Source organism: Sphingomonas sp. (genome assembly GCF_036677245.1).
In the GTDB taxonomy this organism is placed as follows: Bacteria; Pseudomonadota; Alphaproteobacteria; order Sphingomonadales; family Sphingomonadaceae; genus Allosphingosinicella.
In genome coordinates, this window is the sequence record NZ_JAKFCG010000032.1 from 1 (window position 1) to 24,454 (window position 24,454).

23 protein-coding genes and 1 tRNA gene are annotated in these 24,454 nt (G+C 65.5%); 9 read left to right on the forward strand and 15 right to left on the reverse strand.

Going from position 1 to position 24,454, the window contains the following annotated elements; genetic code table 11:
* From V6M48_RS03050 to aguB, 3 genes are all read left to right on the forward strand, one after another.
* The coding region (locus V6M48_RS03050; protein WP_332811051.1) for a M28 family metallopeptidase at positions 1–1,038 on the forward strand (1,038 nt) is incomplete at its 5' end.
* A 5-nt stretch (positions 1,039–1,043) separates the two neighbouring features.
* Positions 1,044–2,027, forward strand: a complete 984-nt coding sequence (locus tag V6M48_RS03055; RefSeq protein WP_332811052.1) for an agmatine deiminase family protein — start codon at positions 1,044–1,046, stop codon at positions 2,025–2,027.
* Positions 2,028–2,034: 7 nt separating this feature from the next.
* Positions 2,035–2,883 (forward strand): N-carbamoylputrescine amidase, encoded by an 849-nt coding sequence (aguB, locus tag V6M48_RS03060; RefSeq protein WP_332811053.1) that lies wholly within the window; start codon positions 2,035–2,037, stop codon positions 2,881–2,883.
* Positions 2,884–3,138: 255 nt separating this feature from the next.
* Here the strand turns inward: aguB and V6M48_RS03065 are convergent, their stop codons facing one another.
* On the reverse strand, positions 3,139–3,828 hold the full coding sequence (locus V6M48_RS03065) for a uracil-DNA glycosylase (protein ID WP_332811054.1): 690 nt from the start codon (positions 3,826–3,828) through the stop codon (positions 3,139–3,141).
* Positions 3,829–3,924: 96 nt separating this feature from the next.
* On the opposite strand from V6M48_RS03065, the gene folK reads away from it, so the two are divergent.
* A complete protein-coding gene (gene folK / locus V6M48_RS03070) occupies positions 3,925–4,434 on the forward strand; it encodes a 2-amino-4-hydroxy-6-hydroxymethyldihydropteridine diphosphokinase (RefSeq protein WP_332811055.1) in 510 nt (169 codons plus the stop codon).
* A 37-nt stretch (positions 4,435–4,471) separates the two neighbouring features.
* Positions 4,472–4,547 (forward strand) — tRNA-Lys (locus V6M48_RS03075).
* Between the two features lie 190 nt (positions 4,548–4,737).
* Here V6M48_RS03075 and V6M48_RS03080 read toward each other — a convergent pair.
* Both V6M48_RS03080 and V6M48_RS03085 read right to left on the reverse strand, forming a co-directional pair.
* Positions 4,738–5,196, reverse strand: coding sequence for a hypothetical protein (locus tag V6M48_RS03080; RefSeq protein ID WP_332811056.1), 459 nt, complete (start codon positions 5,194–5,196; stop codon positions 4,738–4,740).
* 66 nt (positions 5,197–5,262) lie between these two features.
* Positions 5,263–5,484, reverse strand: coding sequence for a hypothetical protein (locus tag V6M48_RS03085; RefSeq protein ID WP_332811057.1), 222 nt, complete (start codon positions 5,482–5,484; stop codon positions 5,263–5,265).
* Positions 5,485–6,149: 665 nt separating this feature from the next.
* Between V6M48_RS03085 and V6M48_RS03090 the strand changes: the two genes are divergently transcribed.
* Positions 6,150–6,626 carry a hypothetical protein gene (locus tag V6M48_RS03090; protein ID WP_332811058.1) on the forward strand — a complete coding sequence of 159 codons (477 nt, stop codon included), beginning with the start codon at positions 6,150–6,152 and terminating at the stop codon, positions 6,624–6,626.
* 91 nt (positions 6,627–6,717) lie between these two features.
* On the opposite strand, the gene V6M48_RS03095 is transcribed toward V6M48_RS03090, so the two are convergent.
* The 4 genes from V6M48_RS03095 to V6M48_RS03110 form a co-directional block, all read right to left on the reverse strand.
* Positions 6,718–7,407, reverse strand: a complete 690-nt coding sequence (locus V6M48_RS03095) for an NnrU family protein (protein WP_332811059.1) — start codon at positions 7,405–7,407, stop codon at positions 6,718–6,720.
* 64 nt (positions 7,408–7,471) lie between these two features.
* On the reverse strand, positions 7,472–9,412 hold the full coding sequence (locus V6M48_RS03100; protein WP_332811060.1) for an FAD-binding monooxygenase: 1,941 nt from the start codon (positions 9,410–9,412) through the stop codon (positions 7,472–7,474).
* A gap of 49 nt (positions 9,413–9,461) precedes the next feature.
* Positions 9,462–10,475 (reverse strand): 3-keto-5-aminohexanoate cleavage protein, encoded by a 1,014-nt coding sequence (locus V6M48_RS03105; protein ID WP_332811061.1) that lies wholly within the window; start codon positions 10,473–10,475, stop codon positions 9,462–9,464.
* 94 nt (positions 10,476–10,569) lie between these two features.
* Positions 10,570–11,652: a hypothetical protein gene (locus V6M48_RS03110; protein ID WP_332811062.1), complete on the reverse strand. Its 1,083-nt coding sequence runs from the start codon at positions 11,650–11,652 to the stop codon at positions 10,570–10,572.
* Positions 11,653–11,950: 298 nt separating this feature from the next.
* Here V6M48_RS03110 and V6M48_RS03115 point away from each other — a divergent pair, with 298 nt between their 5' ends.
* Positions 11,951–12,088: a hypothetical protein gene (locus V6M48_RS03115; RefSeq protein ID WP_332811063.1), complete on the forward strand. Its 138-nt coding sequence runs from the start codon at positions 11,951–11,953 to the stop codon at positions 12,086–12,088.
* Entirely contained in the window at positions 12,085–12,984 is a 900-nt protein-coding gene (locus V6M48_RS03120) for an alpha/beta hydrolase (RefSeq protein ID WP_332811064.1), read from the forward strand. The genes V6M48_RS03115 and V6M48_RS03120 overlap by 4 nt, the downstream gene beginning before the upstream one ends.
* 160 nt (positions 12,985–13,144) lie before the next feature.
* Here the strand turns inward: V6M48_RS03120 and V6M48_RS03125 are convergent, their stop codons facing one another.
* From V6M48_RS03125 to V6M48_RS03160, 8 genes are all read right to left on the reverse strand, one after another.
* Positions 13,145–14,149, reverse strand: coding sequence for an NADPH:quinone oxidoreductase family protein (locus tag V6M48_RS03125; RefSeq protein WP_332811065.1), 1,005 nt, complete (start codon positions 14,147–14,149; stop codon positions 13,145–13,147).
* 80 nt (positions 14,150–14,229) lie between these two features.
* On the reverse strand, positions 14,230–14,916 hold the full coding sequence (locus V6M48_RS03130) for an SRPBCC family protein (RefSeq protein WP_332811066.1): 687 nt from the start codon (positions 14,914–14,916) through the stop codon (positions 14,230–14,232).
* 28 nt (positions 14,917–14,944) lie between these two features.
* The gene (locus V6M48_RS03135; protein ID WP_332811067.1) at positions 14,945–17,314 is read right to left on the reverse strand and encodes a xanthine dehydrogenase family protein molybdopterin-binding subunit; all 2,370 of its coding nucleotides are present in this window, start codon (positions 17,312–17,314) and stop codon (positions 14,945–14,947) included.
* Positions 17,307–17,855 (reverse strand): (2Fe-2S)-binding protein, encoded by a 549-nt coding sequence (locus tag V6M48_RS03140; RefSeq protein WP_332811068.1) that lies wholly within the window; start codon positions 17,853–17,855, stop codon positions 17,307–17,309. Before V6M48_RS03140 ends, V6M48_RS03135 begins: the two co-directional genes overlap by 8 nt.
* A complete protein-coding gene (locus V6M48_RS03145) occupies positions 17,855–18,709 on the reverse strand; it encodes an FAD binding domain-containing protein (RefSeq protein ID WP_332811069.1) in 855 nt (284 codons plus the stop codon). Before V6M48_RS03145 ends, V6M48_RS03140 begins: the two co-directional genes overlap by 1 nt.
* Before the next feature lie 128 nt (positions 18,710–18,837).
* Positions 18,838–20,988, reverse strand: a complete 2,151-nt coding sequence (locus tag V6M48_RS03150; RefSeq protein ID WP_332811070.1) for an acetate--CoA ligase family protein — start codon at positions 20,986–20,988, stop codon at positions 18,838–18,840.
* Between the two features lie 39 nt (positions 20,989–21,027).
* The gene (locus V6M48_RS03155) at positions 21,028–21,843 is read right to left on the reverse strand and encodes an enoyl-CoA hydratase/isomerase family protein (protein WP_332811071.1); all 816 of its coding nucleotides are present in this window, start codon (positions 21,841–21,843) and stop codon (positions 21,028–21,030) included.
* 33 nt (positions 21,844–21,876) lie between these two features.
* Entirely contained in the window at positions 21,877–23,061 is a 1,185-nt protein-coding gene (locus V6M48_RS03160; protein ID WP_332811072.1) for an acyl-CoA dehydrogenase family protein, read from the reverse strand.
* 256 nt (positions 23,062–23,317) lie between these two features.
* On the opposite strand from V6M48_RS03160, the gene V6M48_RS03165 reads away from it, so the two are divergent.
* Positions 23,318–24,403, forward strand: coding sequence for a CaiB/BaiF CoA transferase family protein (locus V6M48_RS03165; protein ID WP_332811073.1), 1,086 nt, complete (start codon positions 23,318–23,320; stop codon positions 24,401–24,403).
* Positions 24,404–24,454: the final 51 nt, after the last annotated feature.

Sequence of the window (24,454 nt, forward strand, 5' to 3'; positions counted from 1 at the left end):
TTCATCGTCCACGACACCGAGCCGGCGGCCTATGGCTGGAACGTCGTCCAATCCTCCTGGACCGGCGCGCAATATAATATGGACGATCCGGCCAACCATATGGACCAGTCCAAGGTGATCGGGTGGCTGACCAACCCGGCCGCCCAGCGCCTGTTCGCCAATGCCGGCAAGGATCTCGCCACGTTGAGCGCCGCCGCGCGGCAGCCGGGCTTCAAGGCGGTGCCGCTGGGCATGAAGGCCTCGATCAGCCTCGCCAACCAGATCAAGCGGCAAGCCTCGAACAACGTGATCGGCATCCTGCCGGGGACGACGCGGCCCGACGAATATGTCCTCTACAGCGCGCATTGGGACCATCTCGGGCGCTGCGATCCAGCCCCGGACGGCGACAATATCTGCAACGGCGCGATCGACAATGCGACCGGGGTCGCGGCGCTGGCAGCGCTCGCCGACGCCTTCAACCGCGCCGGACGTCCCGAGCGCTCGATCCTGTTCCTGGCGGTGACAGCGGAGGAATCGGGCCTGCTCGGCTCCGAATATTATGCGGCCAACCCGCTCTATCCGCTGAGCAAGACGGTCGGCGGTATCAACATGGACGCACTCAGCCTCGCCGGCCCGACCCGCGACGTCGTGATCGTCGGCCCCGGCAAGTCGGAGCTCGAGGATTATGTGAAGCGCCACGCCGCCGCGCAGGGCCGCATTGTCGTTCCCGAGCCGACCCCGGAGAAAGGCTATTATTATCGGTCCGACCATTTCAGCTTCGCGCGCCAGGGCGTGCCGATGGCCTATTTCGAGGCCGGCGACGATCTGGTCAACGGCGGCAAGGCGGCGGGCGCCGCGGCGCAAGCGGATTATACCGCCAACCGCTACCACGGTCCCAAGGACGAATATGATCCCAATTGGGATTGGACCGGAGTCGTGCAGGAGCTTCAGCTCGCTTATGCGATCGGCCGCGAGCTCGCCGACGGCGACGCCTGGCCGAACTGGTATCCGAGCGCCGAGTTCCGCGCGGTGCGCGAGAAATCGCGCGCCGGCCGATAAGCGACGTGACTGCACGCCAGCCTCCCGAATGGGCGAAGCATGACTTCGTCTGGATCGGCTTTCCGAGCCACGCCGATCTGTGGGTCGAGGATCTGACGCCCGCGCGCGAGGAAGTGATCGATTTCGCCCGCGCGGTGCGCGCCGGCGGCGCCGGCGAGGAGGTGCGGCTCGTCGCCGCCGACGTCGAGGCGGCGGAAGCCGCGCGCGCGCTCGGCGGGTGGGATTTTCGTATCGACGAGCAGGCGTTCGGCGATATCTGGCTGCGCGACACCGGGCCGATCATCCTCGCCGACGGCGAGCGCCGCACGGCGGCCAGCTTCCGCTTCAACGGCTGGGGCGGCAAATATGATCTTCCCGGCGACGACAATGTCGGGATGCGGCTCGCCGCCAGCGCCGGTCTGCCGGCGCAGCGCCACGAGTGGATCCTCGAGGGCGGCGCGATCGACGTCGACGGCACCGGCCTGCTGGTCACAACCCAGCAATGCCTGCTCAACCCCAATCGCAACCCTGGCCTTTCGAAGGCAGAGGTCGAGGAGCGCCTCGCCCACGATCTCGGCATCAGCCGGGTTTTGTGGCTCGGCGAGGGGCTGCTCAACGATCACACCGACGGCCATGTCGACAATCTCGCGCGCTTCGTGGCGCCCAACCGGCTGGCGATCCCGGTCGCGGCCGGCGACGACGATCCCAATGCCGCCGTCTACGCCGACGCTTGGGCGCGCGCCGAGGCTGCGGGGGTCGAGGTCGTTCCCCTGCCCTCGCCCGGCCGAGTGCAGCGCGACGGCGAGATCGTCCCGGCCTCCTACATGAACTTCTACATCGGCAATGCCGCAATCGTCGTGCCCCTTTACGGCGCTGCCAATGACGAAGCGGCGGTCGCCGCGATCGGCGCTTTGTTTCCCGGCCGCAAGGCGATCGGCCTTCGCGCCGACCATGTGCTGACCGGCGGCGGCAGCTTCCATTGCATCAGCCAGCAGGTGCCCTCATGTTAGCCGCGCAATGAACCAAGTCACCGTCGCCGCGCTCCAGCTCGCATTCAGCAACGATATCGGCGCGAACATCGCCCATGTCTCCGAGCTGGTGCGCGAGGCCGCCGCCAAGGGTGCCCAGGTCGTGCTTCCGCCGGAATTGTTCGAGGGCCTCTATTTCTGCCGCACCGAGGACGAGGGCCTGTTCGCCAACGCCCGCCCGACCGCCGAGCATCCGGCGGTGCAAGCGATGCAGCAGCTCGCCGCCGAGCTCAAGATCCACATCCCGACCAGCTTCTTCGAGGCCGATGGGCCGCACCATTACAACAGCCTGGCGATGATCGACGACAGCGGCAGGATCATGGGCGTCTACCGCAAGAGCCACATCCCCGACGGGCCGGGCTATGAGGAGAAATTCTACTTCCGGCCCGGCAACACCGGCTTCAAGGTGTGGAAGACGCCGCAGGCGACCTTGGGCGTCGGCATCTGCTGGGACCAATGGTATCCCGAGACCGCGCGCTCGATGATGCTGATGGGCGCCGAGCTCCTCTTCTACCCCACCGCGATCGGCAGCGAGCCGCACGACCCGAGCCTCGACACCAGCCGGCTGTGGCGGCGCGCGATGATCGGCCATGCCGTCTCCAACGTCGTGCCGGTGATCGCCGCCAACCGCATCGGCGAGGAATGCGGCCAGAATTTCTACGGCCACAGCTTCATCTGCGACGAGCGCGGCGACATGCTCGCCGAGTTCGGCGCGACCGAGACCGGCGTCATCACCGCGACGCTCGACCTCGATAGCATCAAGCGCCACCGCGCCGCCTTCGGCTTCTTCCGCGATCGCCGGCCCGAGCTTTACGGGCGGTTGACGGAGGATATCTAGCTCCGAAGCCCACCCCAGTTTGCCGCTTCCTGGCTCGTTCGGGGAACGAGCCAGCGGCAAACTCCTCCCGCCAGCGGGACCGTTGCAAAACTCCGTTCGCGGTGAGCTTGTCGAACCGCTCTGCTTCTTTCCCAGCGAAGGAAAGGCCTTCGACGGGCTCAGGCCGAACGGTTTTTGGATGCCTCGGCTACTTATGAAGCAGTCTCGGTTGCGGGAGGGATGCACGGATTATCGAAGGACTGCGTTCCCTATGGCTCAGCGCGCGCCGGGCCCGGTCTGATCCCGCAGTTCGAGCGCGCGCTCGAACACCTGCTCGAACATCGCCGCGGTCAAGCGGTTGGTGTTCTGGTTGTAGCGCGAGCAATGGTAGCTATCGATCAGGATCCGCCCGTCGGGAAGGTGATGCTCGGCGAGGTGGCCGAAGCGATAGGCGGAGAGCTTGCCGCCGGCGGTCCGCACCGCCGAGCCGTGCGCGATCTGGCCGAGCGCGACGAGCACGCGCACGTTGGGCAAGGTCTCCAGCCCGAGCGCGTAGAAGGTGCGGCAGGTCGCGATCTCCTGCGGCGTCGGCTTGTTTTCCGGCGGCAAGCAGCGCACCGAATTGAGGATCACCGAGCCGGCAAGGCGCAGGCTGTCGTCGATCCGCTCCTCGTAGGAACCCTCCGCAAGCCCGTATTTGAGCAAGGTGCGGTAGAGCAGGATCCCCGCAAAATCGCCGGTGAACGGGCGGCCCGTGCGGTTCGCGCCATGCTTGCCGGGCGCAAGGCCGACGATGCCGAGCCAGGCGTCGCGATCGCCAAACGCGCGCACCGGCGCGTTCCACCAGTCGGGATATTCCTGCCGCAGCTCTTCGCGGAAGGCGACGAGGCGCGGGCACAACGGGCAGTCGCGCGGCGGCTCGGCTTCGGGAACGGGACTGGGCGGGACGAGGGCGTCGAGAAGCATGGCGGACGTCTAGCGTGGATTTCGCAAAAGTGGGCAGCGGATTTGCGGATTCGGCGCGCGTTTCCGCCCGCTTCGAAATGGTCTAGTCGCCGCACCGTGAACAAGACGATTTATGCGATCGCGCTGGGCTCGAACCGGCACCATGGCCGGCACGGTGCGCCGGCCGGCGTGCTGCGTGCAGCGCTGGGCGCGCTGGCGGAGCGGGGCGTGACCGTCGAGCGTGTCTCCCCAATCCACCACACACGCGCGATGGGCCCGGCGGGCCGCGCCTTCGCCAATGCGGTGGCGATCGTCACCACCCGCCTCGACCCGCCGCAGCTCCTCGCGGAGCTCAAGGCGATCGAGCGAAGCTTCGGCCGCCGCGCCGGCCGCCGCTGGGGTCCGCGCGTGCTCGATCTCGACATCATCCTGTGGTCCGAAGGCTGCTGGGAAGGCGGCGGGGAGACAGGGCTGCTCGTCCCCCACCCCGCAATGCGCGAGCGCGGCTTCGTGCTCCAGCCACTCGCGCAGATCGCCCCCGGCTGGCGGGACCCGATCAGCGGCGCCAGCATCCGCCAGCTGCTCACCCGCCACATGAGGCGGCAGCCGCTCCACCGGCCCGGTTGACCGAGGCGACCGGCGCACCTAGGGCATCGCCTTGGTCGGGCCCATAGCTCAGTCGGTAGAGCAACTGACTTTTAATCAGTAGGTCGCTGGTTCGAATCCAGCTGGGCTCACCAAATTTTCTTCGCCTCGCTCGGGACCAACCCCTTGAGGGAAAAGCGGCGAGAGGGCTGCCACCGCCGCCACAACCAAGCAGACAATGTCGGTGCTGCGCGTGTTGAAACGGTGGAAGTGCCCGAGCGACATCAGCCGATCTTAGATGGCTCCAACCTCCGCTATGAGCGGTCTGCGGACGTTCCTTTACGACTACGGTCCCTTGAGCAGAGCCGCGCCTTCGATGAGCGCTTTGGCAAAGTCCGCGCGGCCATGGGCGTTACCTTGTGGCTCAAACCCGTAGCCGCCAAAGCAAACGACTAAGCTGGCGATAACATAGCTTGCAGCCCGCAGCTCTGTGGATCTCCGCACATGAATTGACATAAGCGCGTGGCGATCGCTGATGCGGAACGGAGCAGTGGAGGCGGCAAGGCGCTCGTTGATCCAGCGTACTTCTTCGGCTGATAGACTTGAAGGCGAGAGCTGTCCTTCCAGATAGGCGTCGTTGCCATCTACGGCGACGGAGGCGCCATCGGTCACCACCTTCTGGGCATCAAGAACCGGAAAGCGCCGGACCTTTATGGGATAGCCTTTGCGGCTGGCACACTGCTCGACCGCGGCCAGCGTCGGCCATTGATCCGCAGGAACAGCCACATAGAAATCAACGCTCATGCTTCGGACTCCGCGAGGTTGATGACAGTAGCTTCCTCGGCCGTATCCGCTCCAGTGCTGATGGCCTCAGATAATCCCTCCACCAAGCATCAGGCGGATTCCCCCGACGATGATGACGACAAGATTGAGGTTTCGCCCGCTTTTTTGCCGGGACACGACGCCGAGGCCCAAGCCGACCAGAGCAAGGGGGATGATCAGCCAATAAGCCCAGCCGAGCAGCGGAAAGAAGGCGAAGACGCCCAGGACCAGCGCAACGGCACCGACGAGAAGAGATAGGAGGTTCAGCATCAGGGCATGATGGGCGTCGATCGTCTCGCGCGCAAGATCGTGACCTTAGGAGCTATCTTAGCTGCCTCATGTCCCCAGCGGGTAGAAAGTGAAAGTTCGGCAGCCTAATGTGATTACATGGGAGCTGATGGACACCAAGCGACTGAGCTTCCGGAGCGTCACCTTGGACCTCTGCTGCTCCTCGGAATGCTAGCTTTTCCCGCCGTCTTCGTTTGGTTGTTTTTGCGCAAAGGATATCCGCGTAGCTTGCGAACGGCGGCCTTCACCTTCGCAATTGCAATGACGGCGATTGGGGTACTTGGCGCACCTCGCTTCTAAAAGAAGCGACCCTGGCCCTCCCTTTGAAAGGCGGACATCCCAAATTGAAAACACTGCTGCCAGCCGCTCTAATGCTCCTGTCCGGATGCTTCGTCGGTGACGAAAACGATTGGGCGAACCGAGAGCAGATCGTCCAGGCGGCAAGCCGTTGCGGCATCACTGATTTCGAACCGAAACCAGTCGGCGGTGCCTTTACGGCATATGTTCCCACCGCCGTGCCAGCCGCCCAGGAGAAGGAAGACTGCATTTACCGCGACCTAGCCCATCAGGCCCTACTCGCTACACGATAAAGAAGCGACAGGTCGATCATGGGTGGGAAACGGACGCGCGGCCTGTAAGTTGTGCCGATGGTAAACCTGCGAGAATCTGGTTTTTTCGCCCTCGCCTGCATCCTGTTCTCTGTCCCGGCGACGGCGCAGGAAAGAACAGCAGTCGAGTGCTATGACGCGTTAGTGTCGGCTCGCATCACCGAGCAAGTACCGAGCGAAATTGGCGATTGCGGCGACGACTGCATCGTCATGTCGTGGCCCTGGTTCATCGATCTTGATGTCCGCCGGGTTCTGGACGGCCTCGCCCCGAAAGGCACTGTGACTGTTCTCGCAGTTCAGCACACATATTTTCGCCGCGATCTTGGCTTCAAGCGCTGGTGGCTCAGGCGGAACTCGCAAGGTGGGTTCAACCTCCTCAGCGAGGAAGACGACGTCAGGCTCAGCCGCTGCGCTCAGGGCATAGCTCCTGCCAAGGCGTACATCGAGCCGGACGCAGGCGGCACGCTTGAAGAGCTACGGCTTGAAGCCGAAAAGCGTTACGGACGGAGACGGTAGGCTTACGTCCGGAAAGGGTGGTCGATTCAGTTGGTCGTTCAGGGCAACCCTAGGTAGTTGGTTCGAATCCAGCTGGGTCCATCCCTCCCCGTCAAATCCACCGCCAGATGCCGGCGGCCCAACCGCTCAGCGGAATGTGCGCCCAGGTCGCTGCGATCCAGACCAGGATTCCGCCGGCGATGTCGTGCATGCGGAACCCGGACAATCGCGCCTTGCCTGCGGCGATTCCCGCGAACGGGAGGTAGCTCGTCTTTGCTTCCCAGGCCGGCCAGAAGTCGGGCTGGAGGCGTTCCTTCTTTCGGTCCTGCAACGCCGCGCCTGCCAGCGCCAGGACGATGATCGCGAACGCGACGATGATGTTCGCCGCCACCGGAAAGACGGCGATGTGGCACGCGCCCCACAATGCGAAGGACCACATCATCGGATGGCGGGTGATGGCGAACACCCCGCGCGCTTCCGGCGCGGTTTCCGATTGCTTGGCGGTTACGAGCGCTGGATTGCCGATCACCGAACCCATGAACAGGATCGAGGCAATCAGCATCAGAACCGACACGATCGCCCACAAAAGATCGCCCACCGGCCAGAGAAATTGCGTGGGCGGCGCAGCCCGATACGCCAGGATCATCCAACCCAATGTGACGAAGGCGACCAGCGAATAGAGGCCGAGAAATGCCTTCTCGCCCAGCGAGGCGACGAGCGACTTCCTGAAGGGATGGGAGAGCAGGAAGTGACTGCCGACGAAGGCAACGGCTGACGCCAGCACCGCAGTGATCGTTCCCATATTCGACCCTCCCCTAAGCGTCCCGGCCCGTTCTGCGAAGCGTATCAGGTCACGACGAAATTCCTTACCATGCCGGCACCATGAAACCCGCGAAGAAATCGGCGAGCGCGGCATAAGCGTCGAGGGGGAGGATGTGCGCGACATATTGGTCGGGGCGCACCACCACGAGGCAGCCGCGCTCGCGATCGATGCCTCGAAGGTCGAAGATGTCGCTTCCGCTCGTTCGATCGGCACAGAAGAGCTTCTCGTAGTCGATCAGGCCGTAAGGGCCTTTGCGCGGCAGCAGGAGGGACGGCATGGCTTCGAGCGCAAGATCGCGGTGCGGCTGCTGGAAGATTGCGCGGACGTCGATCACAGAGTCGATGTCCGCGCCGGCGGGCGTGTAGCGCCGGACGGGGGATTTGTCCGACGTCGACAGGAACCAGCAAAAAGCGCCGATGCCGGACGAAGGATCGGCCGGGTCTTCGTCCGCCGCGAAAGCAAACAGGCGCCAGCGGCCGTCGGCCTTGACCGTGTGGCCCAACTCCATGGGCCTGGCGTCCGCCAGGCGGATGATGGACGCCGAATGGAAGCGCATTCCGATCGGGAAGCCGGCAGCGAGCTGCTGATGGGCCGGCTCGGCGGTGATGATCGACGGGCGATAACGCGTTGCGGTTCCCGCAGTGAAGCGTCCCTGCCGGATGAAGTAATTCTTGAACTCGACCGGATCCACGACCTCGCGATCGGAGGCGGACGCGCTGCCGGGCTTGGCGCTGAACATCCTGGCGAACTCGCGGTCGAATTCGATCAGCTCCTCGGCGATCGCCCGGCGCTCCGAGGAGTAGGTGTGGAGGAGCTTCGGCGCGGATCGCCCGGTCAGGACCGCCGCGAGCTTCCAGCCGAGATTGAAGCTGTCCTGCATCGAGACGTTCATGCCCTGCCCGGCTTTCGGACTGTGGGTATGGCAGGCGTCACCGGTGATGAACACGCGCGGAAAGCCATCACCCGCTCCCTCATCGGCGAGGTCGTCGAACCGGTCGGCGAGCCGTTGCCCGATCTCGTAGACCGACCACCATGCGACCTCTTTCACCTCGAGCGTGTAAGGCCTGAGGATCCGCTGCGCCGCCGCGATCAGGCGATCGACGGTGACGTTGCGGTTCGAGACCCGCTCGTTCGCGTTCAGCTTCTCGAGCTCGATGTAGAAGCGGACGAGATAGCCTCCTTCGCGCGGGATGATCAGCACGCTGCCCTCAGCGGCCGAATGGATCGTCGCCTTGAGCCTTATGTCAGGGAAATCGGTGACGGCGAGGACGTCCATCACACCCCACGCCTGATTGGCCGAATCGCCGTGAAGCACGCGGCCGAGCGACTGGCGGACCGCGCTGCGTGCGCCATCGCAGCCGACCACGAAGCGCGCCTCGATCGTCTCGATCCGGCCGGCCTGCTCGCCGTCGAGCCGCTCGAGCCTGGCCGTGACAGGGAAAGCGTGCGCTTTGGCGGGCCCTTCGTGCGCGATCGTCAGATCGACCAGACGAAGCCCATAATATGGCGCCATGCGCGTCGGCGAATTGCGCATGACGTCGAGGTAGAAATCATGCACCCGCGCCTGGTTGAGGATCACGTGCGGGAATTCGGAGAGGCCGTCTTCGGTGTCCTGGATCCGGCCGTGGCGGACGATTTTCTCGGGCGTCGTCCCGTCGGGCTTCCAGAACGAGACCTCGTTGACCCAATAGGCCTCCTTCAGAACTCTTTCGCTGAAGCCGAACGCCTCGAACATCTCCACCGTCCGGCAGGCGATGCCGTCCGCCTGGCCGAGAAGCAGCGGACCCGGCCTGCTCTCGACCACCAGGGTCTCGATCTCGGGAAAGGCGGCGAGTTGCGCGGCCAAGGTCAGGCCGGCCGGGCCCGAGCCGACGATCAGGACATCGACCGTCTTCGGAAGCTCCCTCGGAAGCGCCTCCGACGCCTCGCCGTAAAGTTCGGCCGGTTCGGACAGATGAGGATCGCCGGGCCTGAACCCGTTCAAATGAAACTGCATGGCTGCTTATCGCGCAAGCGCGCTCGGCGAAGAAGCGCTAGCCAATTTGCGGCTGGGCCATGTTCGCCTGGGCCACCTTCGGCTGCCCCATCTTCGGTGCAAGCCCGATCGACACGCGATATTCGTCGGCGGTCGCGGGGCGGCGGCCATGGAGTTCCGCAATCTGCTTCGCCATGTTGAACATCTCGAGGTTGCCGGTCAGCATCTGCTCGCTGTTCGGATATTTCCAGGGCGTGTCCTCGACACCGACGCGGATGTGCAGCCCCATCATCGTCGCCAGGGTGGTCATGTACAAAGATGCCCGCCCCGCCGCGCAGACGGTGATCTGGCTGGCGGCGTCGATGTCGCGGATCTGGTTGACCATCATGAACAGATGCTGCGCCATGTCCTGGGCGTTGCGGACGCTCGTTCCGGAAATCAAAGACCGCCCGGTGTCGAACGGCAGCCCGTAGAGGACGATCCAATAAGGCGTGCCGGCAATCACGCCCGTGTCGATCAGCTTGCGCTTGGCGAGCTCCACCTCGCCGGTGCTGTGGACGACGATTTCCGGCTTCACACCATATTCCTCGAGCGTCCGCATCGCCGGAAGCACGAATGCCTCGGGATGCCCGGCCGCGCAGGGCGCGACCTCGGCCTGCCCTGCCTTGGCGGGGCTCATACACTCCTCGAACGATTTGCCGTTGAGCACGTTGAGGTTCGCCACGAAGCCGTCGCCGAACCGGGCGCGTAGCGGCTCGAGCACGGCGGCATAGGCGTCGACCGGAGGCAGGTCGCGATCGAGCCGGCGGCCGCGATTGTCCGTCACCCAGGTGAAGTCGACGTGGATCCCGCACGCTCCCGCTTCGATCACCTCCGACGCGGAATCGACATATTCCTCGATCGAGGTCGGATGGCCGGCGCCCATGCCGTCGCTGACGAAGCGCCCCGAAACGGCAACGTTGATCGCGATCTTGTCCGGGATGTCCCACTTCGGCTGCGTGTCCGCCGCAGCGACGAATTGATATTCTTCGTTCTCGCGTCTCGCGGCTTCCCAAAGTGAAGGATGTTCCATCGCGCATCTCCCGTCTGCCGCGCCCGCATGAGTACCTCGCGGTGCCCGTGCCTGATCCTATTTGATGCGTCCCCCGCGCCTCCCGCGCCCAGATCTAACCCGCTTCGCTCGGGTGGACACCGTAGCGGCCCGTCTCCATCAGTTTCGAGCTCGGCAGCGCGGCATCGGTGAAGCGAAGCGTTGCCCGCGTCTCGATCAGGAATGCCGCATAGCCTTCGGGAACGTCTTCGGACGGGCCGTGATGCGTCACCCCCTTGGGCACGATCGTCAACGTGCCGGGGGTTGTGCAGGCGCCATAGGCTCCCGGTCCGCCGACATAGAGGATGATCTCGTCATAATCGGCGTTGTGATGGATAGGCGGACGCATCTTGGCCGCGCGCGCGCTCAAGTCGAACACCAGCATGATATTGTCCGGCGAGGCGAGGAAGTGGGCCGGAGGGCCGCCCAATCCGCCGTAGCTCACCTGCTGGATCGCGGCGAGGTTGAGCGCCCAGAGCGGAGCCTCCCCACCCACCTGGACGATCGCTGCGAGCGGGTCGACCGGCTTCACGAATCGGGTGATCCCGTCCTCGGCCTTGAGCAGCAGGATGTGGCGTCCCTCCCCGCCGGGCTCGCCGGGCGCGCCGCTTGGGGACTCGATCCGCGGCCGCCTCACGTCCTGCGCGAAGTTGATCATGCCGAACGGTGCCGGCGTGTCGAACTTGAGCGCGCCAGGGCTCTCGACGATCAGATCGATCAGATCGCCGCCGTCCGGCGTGACTCTATAGGCCGACCCCTTGGGAATGCAGACGAAGTCGGCCTGGCCAGCGTCGAGGTTGCCGAATTCACTGTCGAAGCGTGCGCCGCCGCTCTGGATGAAATGCAGCTCGTCGCACTCGACGTTCTTGAGTGCGAACCCCATCGCCGCCCTGCGCCGCGAGAGGCTGAACTTCACGCCCTGACGCGAGGTGAGGATCAAGGTCGGCAAGGCATCAGGATCGTCCTGGTCCGCCGTCTTCAAGGTCGCGAGCTCTATCCGCCGTGGCGCATGCGGCCCTTCGACCGAAATATAGTCAGGCGTGTAGCCGGGCTGGAGTGCGACCGCATTGACGCCAAGAAAACCATCCCGGCTCCAAAGGTGAACATTGGGCTCGGACGGCTCCAGCTTCGGCGCTCCAGGACCAGCGAGATCTTCCATCCTAATCCCCCTTTTCTCGAACGTGCTCCAATCCGAGCCATTAAGTCCTCACAACAAGGTGGAGGGCATTGGAAACTCGGGTGTCACGTTCAGAGTAGATGCGCCGACCGAATTTATCATCATTGGTACTTGGTTGTCGAAGTGACCTCAAGGCCGGCATACATGCTGGACCGCTGCAAAAGAAAGTCGAGTCACCCCAAACCGTTCAGCCTGAGCTTGTCGAAGGCCCTTTCTTCTCAGCAAGAAAGGAGAGCGGTTCGACAAGCTCACCGCGAACGGAGTTTTGCAGCGGCGCCGCATGCTGGATGCCGCCGCCTTTGCAATCGTTCCGGCAATCGTTCCGGCGTTGCAAAGAATGATTAGCCCGAAGCCCGACGGCGAATTACAACGCGATCAGATCGAAGCCGCAAGGGCTCAGCAAGGGAGAGAGCAGTGAAGGAACTCGACGCAGTCATCGACGATATCAAGAAGACGTTCGGCTCGTTCACGCCGGAGACGCCGCTGGCGGCGATCCGCAGCGCGGTCGACAAGCTCTTCGTCCATGAGACCGACGCCGAATGCACGCGCAAGCGCATCACCCTGGGCGATGCCGAGGCCGAGCTGATCACCGCCAAGGGCGTCAGCCAGGAAGATGGCGCGATCCTCTACCTCCACGGCGGCGGGTTCGTGGTCTGCTCGATCGATTCGCATCGCGGCCTCGCCGAGCGGCTTTCGCAGGAAGCCAATGCCGCCGTGCTGCTGGTCGGCTACCGGCTTGCGCCCGAGCATCCGTTCCCGGCCGCGCTCGACGACGCCGTCGCCGGCTACGAGTGGCTGCTCGCCAACGGCCATGATGCCTCTTCGCTCGCCATCGCCGGTGACAGCGCGGGCGGCGGGCTGGCGCTCGCGACCCTGCATGCGCTCAGGCAGCGCGGCCTTCCGCTGCCGACCTGCGTCGCCGTGCTTTCGCCGTGGGTCGATCTCGAGCTGAAGGGCGAATCGATGGTGAGCAGGGCCGACCTCGATCCGCTCGTCACCACCGAAGGCCTGACAGCGTGGGCCGGCTGCTATGCTCCGGGCATGGACCTCAACAACCCGCTGCTGCAGCCGCTCAAGGGCGACCTCAACGGCCTGCCGCCGATGCTGATCCAGATCGGTGAGCGCGAGGCCCTGTACGACGATTCGAAGAGCCTGGCCGATGCGGCGCGCGCCGCCGGGGTCGAGGTCGAGTGGCAATATTGGCCCGACCAGATCCACGACTTCCAGATGTTCGGCCATCGCCTCACCGATGCGCGCAAGGCGATCAAGGCCATCGGCGCTTTCATCCGCAAGCGGCTCGACGCGGCACGGTGAAGCCCACCTGAGGAAGGGATCGGCCGGCCAACGCAGCCGGCCGATCCTTTTCTGCAAGCGTCAGACTCAGTCCCGGTTTAATTGAACCGGGATTGAGTCCGTTTTTCTTTGTTTTCCGTGATTTCCGAGTCGTCAGGTGATTCCACCTGACTTGAAATCACTAGCCAGCACCGACCTCGACGACGATCTTGCCGATCGCCTTGCGATCGCTGAGCCAGGCGATCGCCTCGCCGCCGCGCTCGAGCGGGAATCTGTGCTGGATGCTCGGCCGGATCTTACCTTCGCTCCACCAATGGAAGAGCTGCGCGACATGCTCCCGGACTCGCTCCGGATCCCGCGCCATCAGCCCCGCCCACAACACGCCGCGAATGTCGCAGCCCTTGAGCAGAGCCAGGTTGAGCGGAAGCCTGGGGATGCCGGCCGGGAAACCGATGACCAGATAGCGGCCTTCCCAGGCGATCGCGCGCAGCGCCGGCTCGGCATAATCGCCGCCGACGGGGTCGTAGATGGCATTGGCGCCGTCCGGGCCGACCGCGGCCTTGAACGATGCGCTGAGCGCTTTCGACGCCTCTTTGTCGAACGGGCCGCGGCCGTAGACCATCGCCGCATCGGCGCCGAGACGACGGGCGGCTTCGGCCTTTTCCTCGCTCGACACCGCAGCGACGACTTTCGCACCGAGTGCCTTGCCGATCTCGATCGCCGCAACGCCGGTGCCGCCCGCCGCGCCGAGCACGAGCAAGGTCTCGCCCGGCTGCACCTCGCCGCGATCGACCAATGCGTGGATCGTGGTGCCGTAAGTGATCAGCAGAGCCGCGCCTTCGGCAAACGGCATGTCGGCCGGCAGCCGAAAAGCGTTGGCCACCGGGACCACCGCATATTCGGCGAGCCCGCCGTAGAAAGTGATCGCGATCAGCCGGTCGCCCGGCGCCCAGCCCTCGACTCCCGGCCCGAGCGCATCGACGACCCCCGCGACCTCGCCGCCGGGCGCGAACGGGCGCTCGGGCTTCAGCTGATATTTGTCCTCGAGGATCAAGGCGTCGGGATAGTTGATCGAGCAGGCGATGATGCGCACCCGAAGCTCGCCCGCACCCGGCTCGGGCATCGCCGTCTCGACCAGTTGCAGCGTCTCGGGGCCGCCTACGCCGACCGACATCAATGCTTTCATTATCCCTCGCTCATGATCATTTGAATTGGATGCTGCGGCCTAAGCATTTTGCCTGGCCTGCGCCAAGGATCCGGAGAGACTTAGCGATCGAACACCATCAGATAGATGATGATCCAGACCGACAACAGGAGGTTGATGATCGGTATGGCGCGGATGATCACCGGACCCCAGGCAAGGCCGACGAGATCCAGCGCTTCATTGTCGTCGCGGCGCGACTGCGGAGCAGCGGCTGCGGTTGCGCGCTGTGCGCCCACTGGGTCCGGGTCACGCGCAATCGACGCTTCGGACGGCCCCGGGCCGGGCGGCACCGCGGCAATGTCGCCATCGTCGCGCAGCAGCCGCTCGAGCCGGGCCACGAATTCCTTCATCAGCTTGGCGCCGATCTCGTCGATCAGGCCGGTCCCGAACTGCGCGGCCCTGCCGCTCAGCGCATATTCGCTGTCGATCGACACCTCGCACGCGTTGCCGTCGGGGCGGACCTGCATCGTGGCGAGCACCTTCGCCTCGCCGCCGCCGCGTATCTCCCTGCCGGTGCCGCGAACCTGGAGGCGGTGGGCGGCATCGTCGCGCTCGATGAAACGCAGATCGCCGCGGTAGGTCATTTCGATCGGGCCGATCTTCACCTTGACCCGCCCGACATATTCATCGTCCTCGCCGCTCTCGATCGCGGCACCCGGCATGCACGGCGCAACCCGCCGGAGGTCGAGCAATATGGGCCACGCGCGGTCGGCCGGAACGGGCAGTCTGAAGCTGTATTTGAAATTCACGGCAGCCGCTCCTTGCAACAGCCCGCGCTCACCGGCTTAGGCCGGCTGCGGAAACCGCATCGAAAATCCGCTGCGGCGAAGCGGGAAATTGCTCGATCGTGATGCCGAGGCAGGCGAGCGCATCGTTGACCGCGCCGGCCACCGCGGCCGGCGACGAGATCATCGCCGATTCGCCCATGCCCTTGATGCCGCCCGGCACCAGGCTCGACGGCGTCTCGAGATGCGCGATCTCGATGTCGGGAACGTCGTCCGCGGTCGGCAGCAGATAATCCTGCAAGGTCGCGGTAACGAGCTGGCCGTTGGCGTCGTAGATCAATTCCTCGAGCAGGATCATGCCGATGCCCTGCGCGACGCCGCCGCGGATCTGGCCCTCGACGACCGTCGGATTAATCATCTGGCCGCAATCCTCGACCGCATACATCCGTTCGACCCGGACGAGCCCGGTCTCGATATCGACCTCGACGATCGCGGCATGGCCGCCATTGGCGAGGATGATGTCGGCGGGATCATAGGCCGCGGTCGCTTCCAGCGCCGGATCGAAATCCTCGGGGTGGGTCGCGTCCGCGAAATAGATCGCGCCGACGACCTGCGCGAACGGCATCCCCCGCCCGGGCTCGCCGCGGACATGGACCATTCCCTCGCTCATCTCGATGTCGTCGGGCTCCGCCTGCAGCAGACGCGCGGCCACCGCGCGCATCTTCACGCGCACCATTTCCGAGGCGCGCCCGATCGTGCCGGCGCCGATCACCGCCGACCGGCTCGCCACCGTGCCGAAGCCGACCGAATGCTTGGTCGAGCCCATGTTGATCGTGACATCCTCGACCGGAATGCCGAACGCATCGGCGGCGATCTGGGCGAGCGTGGTGTGATGCCCCTGCCCCGCCGTCACGATCCCGGTGGTGACGGTGACCTTGCCGGTCGGCTCGACCCTGACGGTAGCGGTGTCGTGCGAGGTGATCGGCGAATCGAGGAAGTGCATCGTGCGCGTGCCGATGCCGGTGGGTTCGCTGAAGATCGACAGGCCGAGCCCGAGGTAACGGCCCTCCTTGCGCGCCGCCGCCTGCCGTTCGAGGAAGGCGGGATAGTCGATCATCGCCTCGAGCTTGTCGACCGTCTCGAGGAACGTGCCTTCGCGGATGGTGTGGCCAACCCTCGAGACATAGGGAAAGTCCTCCTTGCGAAGGACGTTGCGGCGGCGGATCTCGAACGGGGAGATGCCAAGCGCGCGCGCGCCGCGATCGAGCAATATCTCGCGAGCCAGCACTGGCCCGGTGAAACCCACGCCGCGATACGCGCCGATCGGGCATTTGTTGGTGACCAAAGAGTAGCTTTCGAGCGCCAGGGCGGGGACTCGGTAGGGATCGGTCGCGACGAGGATGCCGGAATGGCCTTCGATCAGCGCCGTCCACGGGATCGTGTTGTAGGCGCCGGCGTCGGTGGTGACGCTGTCGCGCATCGCGAGGATCCTGCCCTCGGCGTCGAACGCCATGGTCATCTCATTGACCTGCTGCTTGGCCTGTGGCGCCCTGAGCAGATTTTCCTGCCGGTCCTCGATCCAGCTCACCGGCCGGCCAAGCTCGATCGAGAGCAGGCAGGCGAGCGCTTCCTCGGTGTGAAGATGCGCCTTCTGGCCGAAACCACCGCCGACGAATGGCGTGATCACTTCCAGATTCTGCTCGGGGAAGTTCAGGAACATCGCGAGCAGGGTCTTGATCAGATTGGGCATCTGCGTCGCCGACCAGCAGGTCAGTGTGTTGGTCGTCCATTCGTAGCGCGCGACGAAACCCCTCGGCTCCATCGGCGAGGCATTGACGCGCGGCGTGCGGAAGCAGCCTTCGACCTTGGCCGCCGCCTGCGCAAAGGCAGTCTCGACGTCGTCGCTGAGACGATCGCTGTAATAGAGCAGGTTGCGCGGAACCTTGGCGTTGGCGAGATTGTCCGCCGCCTTGGCAGTGTCGACGTCGCCGATGATCGGATAGTCCTCGAAATCGACGATGATCGCTTCGAGCGCGTCTTCCGCGAGCGCGCGCGTCGTGGCGACGGCCACGGCGATGCCCTCGCCCGCAAAGCAGATTTCATCGTCGGCAAGGACTGGCTGGACCGTTCCGACGAAACCGGGGATGTCCATCGTCGCGGGAAGGCCGCTGCATCGCTCGCGCACATCGCGGCCGGTCCAGACCAACACCACGCCCGGCATCGCGGCCGCCGCGGCGACATCGATGCTGGTGATGCGGCCGTGCGCGATCGGGCTGCGCAGGACCGCGGCGTGCAGCATATCGGGCAGCACAATGTCGGCGACATAACGGGCCCTGCCGGTCAGCAGACCTGGATCCTCGCGCCGCGGGACCGACACGCCGATCGATTTCGGGCGGATGTAGGCAACTTCGCTCTTACCCATGGGCGGCCTCGCTCGGCACGGCTGATGCGCCTCCCTCCGCGATGCGCTGCTTGGCAACGTCCATCACCGCATCGACGATCGTCTGATAGCCCGTGCATCGGCAGATGTTGCCCGACAGCGTCTCGCGCACTTGGGCCCGGGTGGGATCGGGATTGTCGTCGAGCAGCCCCTGCGCGGTGGCAAGCATGCCCGGCGTGCAAAAGCCGCATTGCAGGGCGTGGTGGCGATGGAAGGCATCCTGCAATGCGTGCAAGGTCCTTCCGTCCCCGCCGGCGTCGCCGGTCATGCCCTCCACCGTGCGGATCGTCCGCCCATGCGCCTGCACGCCGAGCATCAGGCAGGATCGCGCGGGCACGCCGTCGACCAGGATCGTGCAGGCGCCGCAAATGCCGTGCTCGCAGCCGACCTTGACGCCGGTCAGCCCGAGCTGCTCGCGCAAAGCGTCGGCAAGGCTGGCGCGCGGCATGACGCTGAAGCGACGTTCCTGCCCGTTGACCGTCGCGACGGTTTCGAGCGCGCCACCTGCCTCCGCGCGACGCATCACCTTTCTCCTTTCGAAAGCCGCATGATCGCGCGGCGGACCAGCACCGCGATCACCGAGCGTCGATAGGCGGCATCGGCGTTGGTGTCCGACCGCGCGGCGAGATCGCTCGCCGCCAACCGCCCGGCTTCGCGTGCGGCGGGCTCATCGAGCAGGCGCCCGACGAGATGGGCCTCGGCCGCGGCGGCGCGGACCGGACGATCGCTGACTCCGCCGAGCATCACCCGCGCTTCGACGCATCTGCCGTCCTCGATGCGGAGGCCAACCGCGGCCATCGCCAGCGCAAGATAGCCGTTGCGGCGCGCGACTTCCTCGAACGCCCATTGCAGTTCATTGGTGGGAATATCGATCGCGACGAGCAGCTCGCCCGGTTCGATCGCGGTCGTATAATGGCCGAGGAAGAAATCCGAGGCCGGCACCGCGCGTTGCGAGCCTTTACCGTGCAGCAGCATCGTCCCGTCGAGCGCGGCCACCACCAGCGGCATTTCGGCGCCGGCATCGGCATGGGCGAGGCTGCCGCCGAACGTGCCACGGTTCCGCACCGCCTGGTGCGCGACATGACGCAAAGCTTCCGAGAACAAAGGCAGGCGCGACGCGATGTCGCGCGAGCGCGCGTTTTCGGCATGGGTCACCATCGCGCCGATGCGGAGAGAATTTTCACCCAATACGGAGTTTTTGAGAGCGCCGATCCGGTCGAGGTCGACCAGCATGCTCGGCGCCGCCAGCCGCAACGCCATGATCGGCATCAAAGATTGCCCGCCGGCGAGCGGCCGCGCATCGGGGTCGTCGGCGAGAAGGTCGACGGCCTCTTCCAAGGTCTCGGGCGCAGCGTAAGCGAATGCTGGAAACTTCAACCGGCCCCTCCCCTGATTGACCGGCCTATTCGTGCCGGTCTCTCTTATCCCCGCTCAACTCTCGATCAGAAACGCCTGCTCCGTCTTCTTTCGGCGAACATGTTCCGCGGCGCGAATTTCGTCCACTGTTAAGTCGCACCGTCCTCGACGACGATCAATGCATCGAGCGCGATTGCCCCTTGGCCTTCGGGATAGGCAACCACCGGATTGACGTCGATCTCGGCGATCCGCGGGCAAGTGACCATCAGCCGCCCGATCGACGCGGCGATCTTCGCGGCCGCCGCGACGTCGACTGGCGGCGAGCCACGAAACCCCCGCAGCAATCTGGCGCCCTTGAGCTTGTGGAATTCCTCGACGATCTGCGCTTCCGGCAAGGTCGGCGCGAGCAAGCGGACGTCCCCCAGCGCCTCGATCCAGATCCCGCCCATGCCGATCAGCAGCACCGGGCCCCATTGCGGATCGCGCCGGGCCCCGACCGCCAGTTCGAGCCCGCGGCCGCCCATCTTCTCGACCAGCACGCCGTCGAGCGCGAGACCAGGCGCCGCCTTGGCGACGTTGGCGTGCAAGGTCGCCCAGCCGCTGCGCAGGCCGGCCTCGTTGGCGATGTCGAGCAATACCCCGCCCGCCTCGCTCTTGTGCGCCAGCGCCGCCGATTGGGCCTTGAGCGCCACCGGATAGCCGATGCGCGCGGCGATCGCCGCCGCCTCATCGGGCGATCGCGCCAAGCCGCCTTCGGGAACCTTGATGCCGATGCTGGCCAGCAACTGCTTGCCGCGCCATTCGGGCTGCGCGCCCGGACCGAGCTCGGGAAGGTCGGGAAACGGCTGCACCGCCGGCCGCTCGGACCATGACAGACGCCGGCGCGCGAATTCGGTCAGCCGCGCCAGTGCCCGCATGCCGCGCTCGGGCGAGCGCAACACGACCATGTCATTGCTGCGCAGGATGCGGGCATCCTCCTCGGGCAGCGGCACGTCTTCGTCGTGGATCACGTAGACCAAAGGCTTGGCGCTGGTGTGGCTGACCGCGCCTTGCGCCCAGATCGTGCCGATCGGAGGGGGGACGTGGGGATTGGAGACGAGCACGCTGCCGAAGGCGGGATCGGCGAGCACCGCGTCGGTCGCGATCCGGATGACGTCGGGCTCCCAGGCGATGCTGGTGCCGATGTCGAGCGGGTTGCGGACCGTCATGTAATCGGGAAGCCGCGCCTTGATCGTCTCGACGGTCGCCGGCGACATCGGCGGCAGGTCGACCCCGAGCGTCTCGGCATAATCGGCTGCAATGACGCTGATCGCGCCCGAGCCGGTGACGACGCCAAGGCCTTTGCCGTCATGCTCGGGATAGCGCCAGACGAGCTGGCCGACGTCGATCAGCTCCTCCAGCGTGTCGACCATCAGCACGCCGCTGTCTTCGGCAATGGTCCGCATCGCCGCATAATCCTTGACCAAGGCTCCGCTGTGCGAAGCGGTCTGTGTGCGCGCCCGCGCGCTGTGGCCGGGATGATAAAGGATGACCGGCTTGCCGCAGCGGCGCGCGCGTTCGGCGACCGCGATCATGTCGGCGGGCCGGCGGATCTGCTCGGCGTAGCAGACCACCGCGCTGGTGGTTTCCTGGTCGATCAGCCAGTCGATGAAGTCGGGAAGGCCGAGATGCGCCTCGTTGCCGGTCGTGACCATGTAGGAGACGGCCACGCCGCGCGACCTCAGGGTCAAGGTCGTGTGATGGCCGATGCCGCCGCTTTGCGTCACCACCGCCACGGTGCGGCCGATGTCGGGGCCCATTGCGACGATCTTGTGCGACGGCGCGAGCATCGCCTGGAACGCGTCGATATAATTGTAATAGCCGACGCAATTCGGCCCGACCAACGCCAGTCCGCCTTCGCGCGCGATCCGTCCGATCTCTTCCTGCTCGCGGCGCCCCTGATCGCCGGTTTCGGCAAAGCCCGACGCGAAGCAGACCGCGCTTTTGACGCCGTTGGCGATGCACGCCTCGACCGTCTCGCGCACCGCGTCGGCGGCAACGACCAGGATAGCGACGTCGACGCCGCGCGGCAGCTGATCGACGCTGGTGAGGCAGGGCAGCCCCTGGATCGTGCCGCCGCTGCGGCCCACGAGATGCACCTCGCCGGAGTAAGCATCGCCGAGCAGATTGTAGAGCACGTTGGCGCTCGGCGTTCCGGGCTTGGAGGACATGCCGACGATCGCGACCGAGCGCGGCCGCATCATCGCCTCGATCCCTTCCGCCCAACCTTCCTCGCGCCGTCCCGCTCCGGCCTGGTGCATCTCAGCCTCTTCCCCTGCTCCGCTTACAAAAGATCGCGATCAGCGCCCCTTGAAGACCGGCGCACGTTTCTCGGCGAACGCGCGCGCGCCCTCCTGCGCATCCTCGCTGTGACTCACGGAGGCGAAATTCACCGCCTCGAGCTTCCAGGCGTCCGCCCACGAAAGCCCGAGCGCGCCCCACACCGTCTCCTTGGTCTTCTGGACCGCCATCGGGCTGTTGGCCGCGATCAGCTGGGCGAAATGCTCGGCGCGCTCCATGAGCTGGTCGGGCGCGACGACCTCGTTGATGAAGCCCATCTGATAGGCCTCCTGAGCATCGAACCGGCCGCCGGTGAGCAGCACCTGCATCGCCTTGCACAAAGGGATCTGGCGCGCCAGGCGCACCGTCGAGCCGCCGCCCGGCATGAACCCGAGCGCAACTTCGTTGACCGCGAAATATGCGTTTTCGCTCGCGATCCTGATGTCCATCGCCTGGAGCATCTCCGACCCTGCACCAAAGGCGGCGCCGTTCACTGCGGCGACGATCGGCTTGTAGAGCGGGCGATTCTTGAGCATCGCCCAATTGGTCAGCTCGGCCTCATGATCGTGGAAGCGGTGATCCCATTCGTCCTCGGGCTGCCGCGAGCCGGTGATCAGCGGCAGGGTCAAGCGGACATCGGCGCCGGCCGTGAAGGCCTTGTCCCCAGCCCCGGTGACGACCGCCACCCGCATCTGGTCGTCCGCCGCGAAATCGGTCCAGGCGTCGGCCAGCTTGCAGAACATCTCGGGGGTCAGCGCGTTGCGCGCTTCCGGCCGGTTGAAGGTGATATAGGCGATATGGCCGCGCTTCTCGTACAGCAGGGGTCCGGTCGACATCATAGGCTCTCTCCGAATGGCTGGTGTCTGTGCTTAGAACAGGCGATCGTTCTTGACGTCGAGTCCGAACAGCATCTTGCCCGAGGGACGGTACATTCGGGTCTGCACGATACGATGCGCGGAGATGGTCATGACATCGCGCAACAGCCGGTCGATCGGGCTCTTCAGCTGGATCGCCGAGGATCCGGCAACGTCGTACATCTGCAGCACCACGTCCTTGGCGACGTGAGTGACATGCACCTGGCACAGGCGGAACAACGAGCGCTGCTCGCGCGACGGCGCGTCGCCGCGGACGAGCGTGTCCCAGAGATCGCCGATGACATCATAGACCCATGAGCGCGCCGAGCGCAGCGCCGCCTCGGCCTTGGCGACCGCCTCGTGCGATTCGCCATAATCCTTGAGCAAGCCCGTGCCGGGAAAGATGCGCTTGGTCTCGCCAAGCGCGTAAATATAATCCAGCGAAGCGCGCGCGATGCCGAGCGGCATCGTCACGTGCGAGTAGAGGAACAAGGGGGCGAAAGCATAGAGCGGGCCCTTGTGGTGCGGCGGATCGAGATCGTCGAACGTATGGCGTTCGGGCACGAACAGATCCTTGAGCACGTAATCGTGGCTGCCGGTGCCGCGCATCCCGGAAACCTGCCAGCTTTCGAGGTCGACGGCGGCGCTGCTCTTGGGGAACATCGCGACCCGATATTCGGGCTGGCCGTCGGGAAGGCGGTTGATCTCGCCGCCGACGGTGACGAAGCAGCCCGCCGACATCACGTCGGAGTGGCGACAGCCGCTGCCGAAGCTCCATTTGCCGTTGACCCGGTAACCGCCCTCGACCCGCTCGGCGCGGCCCATCGGCCCATAGCTCCCGGCCGAGACCACGTCGGGATTGGGGAACAATTCCTTCGCCGCGCTCGGCTCGAGATGGGCAGCAAGCAGGCCGCTGATCGCGGCGAAGGTGCCGAGCCAGCCGACCGCGCCGTCATAACGCGACAGCTCTTCGAGCGCCTCGATCTGCGTCAGCGGATCAAGCTCGAGCCCGCCCATCGACCGCGGCCACGACGCGCGGAACAGCCCGGTCGAGCGCAACGCATCGACCACCTCATCGGGCAGGCAGCGCTCGGCTTCGATGCGGTCGGCGGAGCCGCGGATGAGGGGCTCGAGCGCCTTGATGCCCGCAAGCAGCGACGGCGTTTCGGGCAGTGGCTGCGACCTTTGTTGGTTCGGCATTTCCCATCTCCCAACCTCGCTCGAAGCGGCCCTGGAGGCGCTTGTGAATTGCTGCCCGCGGCGAGGAATTGCAGGCATCGTTTCAGATTCCCCAAATCGGCACAAGCCGCCGGTGCGCCCCGTTCAACAGACGAACCCCGCCCGCAGCCGGCTTGCGCCGGCGCCTCCCCCGGCACAGTCTAGCGACGATAATGTGGGCATCGGCTGCGCTGCGTGCGGTTGCTTGGCCTGCGACATGATCGGCGGGGAGGATGAGATGAGCGGACCACTGACAGGGTTGAAGATCGTCGAGCTCGCCGGCCTCGGGCCGACCGCGTTCGCGGCGATGATGCTCGCCGATCATGGCGCCGAGGTGATCCGGGTCGAACGGCCGGGCGCGCGGCCGGCGGAGCGGGATCCGCTACTGCGATCGCGCAAGATCATGACCGCGGATCTCAAGTCGGCGGCCGGGCTCGAGACGGTCCGTGGGCTGGTTCGCGAGGCCGACGGCTTCATCGAAGGCTTCCGCCCCGGCACGACCGAGCGGCTCGGGCTCGGCCCGGACGAGATGCTGCGCGACAATCCCAAATTGGTCTACGGGCGGCTGACCGGCTGGGGACAGGATGGCCCGAACGCCCAATTGGCGGGCCATGACATCAATTACATCGCCTTGACCGGCGCGCTTCACGCGATCGGCACGGCGCAGCAGCCGGTGCCGCCGCTCGCGCTGCTCGGCGACTTTGCCGGCGGCAGCACGATGCTGGCGTTCGGAATGGTCTCGGCGATGCTCCATGCCGGCCGCACCGGCCAGGGCCAGGTCGTCGATTGCGCGATGATGGACGGCGCCAATGCGCTGATGACGATCTTCCATGGCCTGATGGCGGCCGGCTATTGGGAAGACCGCCGCGAAGCGAACATCGTCGATGGCGCCGCGCATTGGTACGGCGTCTATGAAACGCTCGACAATCGCTTCATCTCGATCGCGTCGATGGAACCGCAATTCTATGCGCTGCTGCTCGATCGGCTCGGACTGGCCGACGACCCGGAATTCGTCCGCACCGAGGATTGGCAGGCGCAGCACAACGACAAGGCAAGTTGGCCCAAGCTGCGCCGGCGGCTCGCCGACATATTCCGTACCAAGACCCGCGCCCAATGGTGCGACCTGCTCGAAAATACCGATGTCTGTTTCGCGCCGGTGCTGAGCATCGAGGAAGCGCCGCACCATCCGCATGCCCAGGCGCGCGAAGCGTTCGTCACGGTCAACGGCGTCGTCCAGCCGGCGCCGGCGCCGCGTTACTCGGTGTCGAAAGTCGCCCCGCCCCGACCGCCGGTGGCGTGGGACGAGAGCGACGCGCCGGGCTAGTTTGATGCCGCATTGCTTGTTGCGAAAAGCCGGTACCCACCTTTTCGCGCA

Excerpts from the sequence above, each read along its gene's own strand:
- aguB (WP_332811053.1), top strand. The coding sequence starts at position 2,035 with ATGAACCAAGTCACCGTCGCCGCGCTCCAGCTCGCATTCAGCAACGAT.
- V6M48_RS03065 (WP_332811054.1), bottom strand. The coding sequence starts at position 3,828 with ATGCTTCTCGACGCCCTCGTCCCGCCCAGTCCCGTTCCCGAAGCCGAG.
- V6M48_RS03080 (WP_332811056.1), bottom strand. The coding sequence starts at position 5,196 with ATGAGCGTTGATTTCTATGTGGCTGTTCCTGCGGATCAATGGCCGACG.
- V6M48_RS03085 (WP_332811057.1), bottom strand. The coding sequence starts at position 5,484 with ATGCTGAACCTCCTATCTCTTCTCGTCGGTGCCGTTGCGCTGGTCCTG.
- V6M48_RS03090 (WP_332811058.1), top strand. The coding sequence starts at position 6,150 with ATGGTAAACCTGCGAGAATCTGGTTTTTTCGCCCTCGCCTGCATCCTG.
- V6M48_RS03095 (WP_332811059.1), bottom strand. The coding sequence starts at position 7,407 with ATGGGAACGATCACTGCGGTGCTGGCGTCAGCCGTTGCCTTCGTCGGC.
- V6M48_RS03105 (WP_332811061.1), bottom strand. The coding sequence starts at position 10,475 with ATGGAACATCCTTCACTTTGGGAAGCCGCGAGACGCGAGAACGAAGAA.
- V6M48_RS03110 (WP_332811062.1), bottom strand. The coding sequence starts at position 11,652 with ATGGAAGATCTCGCTGGTCCTGGAGCGCCGAAGCTGGAGCCGTCCGAG.
- V6M48_RS03115 (WP_332811063.1), top strand. The coding sequence starts at position 11,951 with ATGCTGGATGCCGCCGCCTTTGCAATCGTTCCGGCAATCGTTCCGGCG.
- V6M48_RS03125 (WP_332811065.1), bottom strand. The coding sequence starts at position 14,149 with ATGAAAGCATTGATGTCGGTCGGCGTAGGCGGCCCCGAGACGCTGCAA.
- V6M48_RS03135 (WP_332811067.1), bottom strand. The coding sequence starts at position 17,314 with ATGGGTAAGAGCGAAGTTGCCTACATCCGCCCGAAATCGATCGGCGTG.
- V6M48_RS03140 (WP_332811068.1), bottom strand. The coding sequence starts at position 17,855 with ATGCGTCGCGCGGAGGCAGGTGGCGCGCTCGAAACCGTCGCGACGGTC.
- V6M48_RS03150 (WP_332811070.1), bottom strand. The coding sequence starts at position 20,988 with ATGCACCAGGCCGGAGCGGGACGGCGCGAGGAAGGTTGGGCGGAAGGG.
- V6M48_RS03155 (WP_332811071.1), bottom strand. The coding sequence starts at position 21,843 with ATGTCGACCGGACCCCTGCTGTACGAGAAGCGCGGCCATATCGCCTAT.
- V6M48_RS03160 (WP_332811072.1), bottom strand. The coding sequence starts at position 23,061 with ATGCCGAACCAACAAAGGTCGCAGCCACTGCCCGAAACGCCGTCGCTG.
- V6M48_RS03165 (WP_332811073.1), top strand. The coding sequence starts at position 23,318 with ATGAGCGGACCACTGACAGGGTTGAAGATCGTCGAGCTCGCCGGCCTC.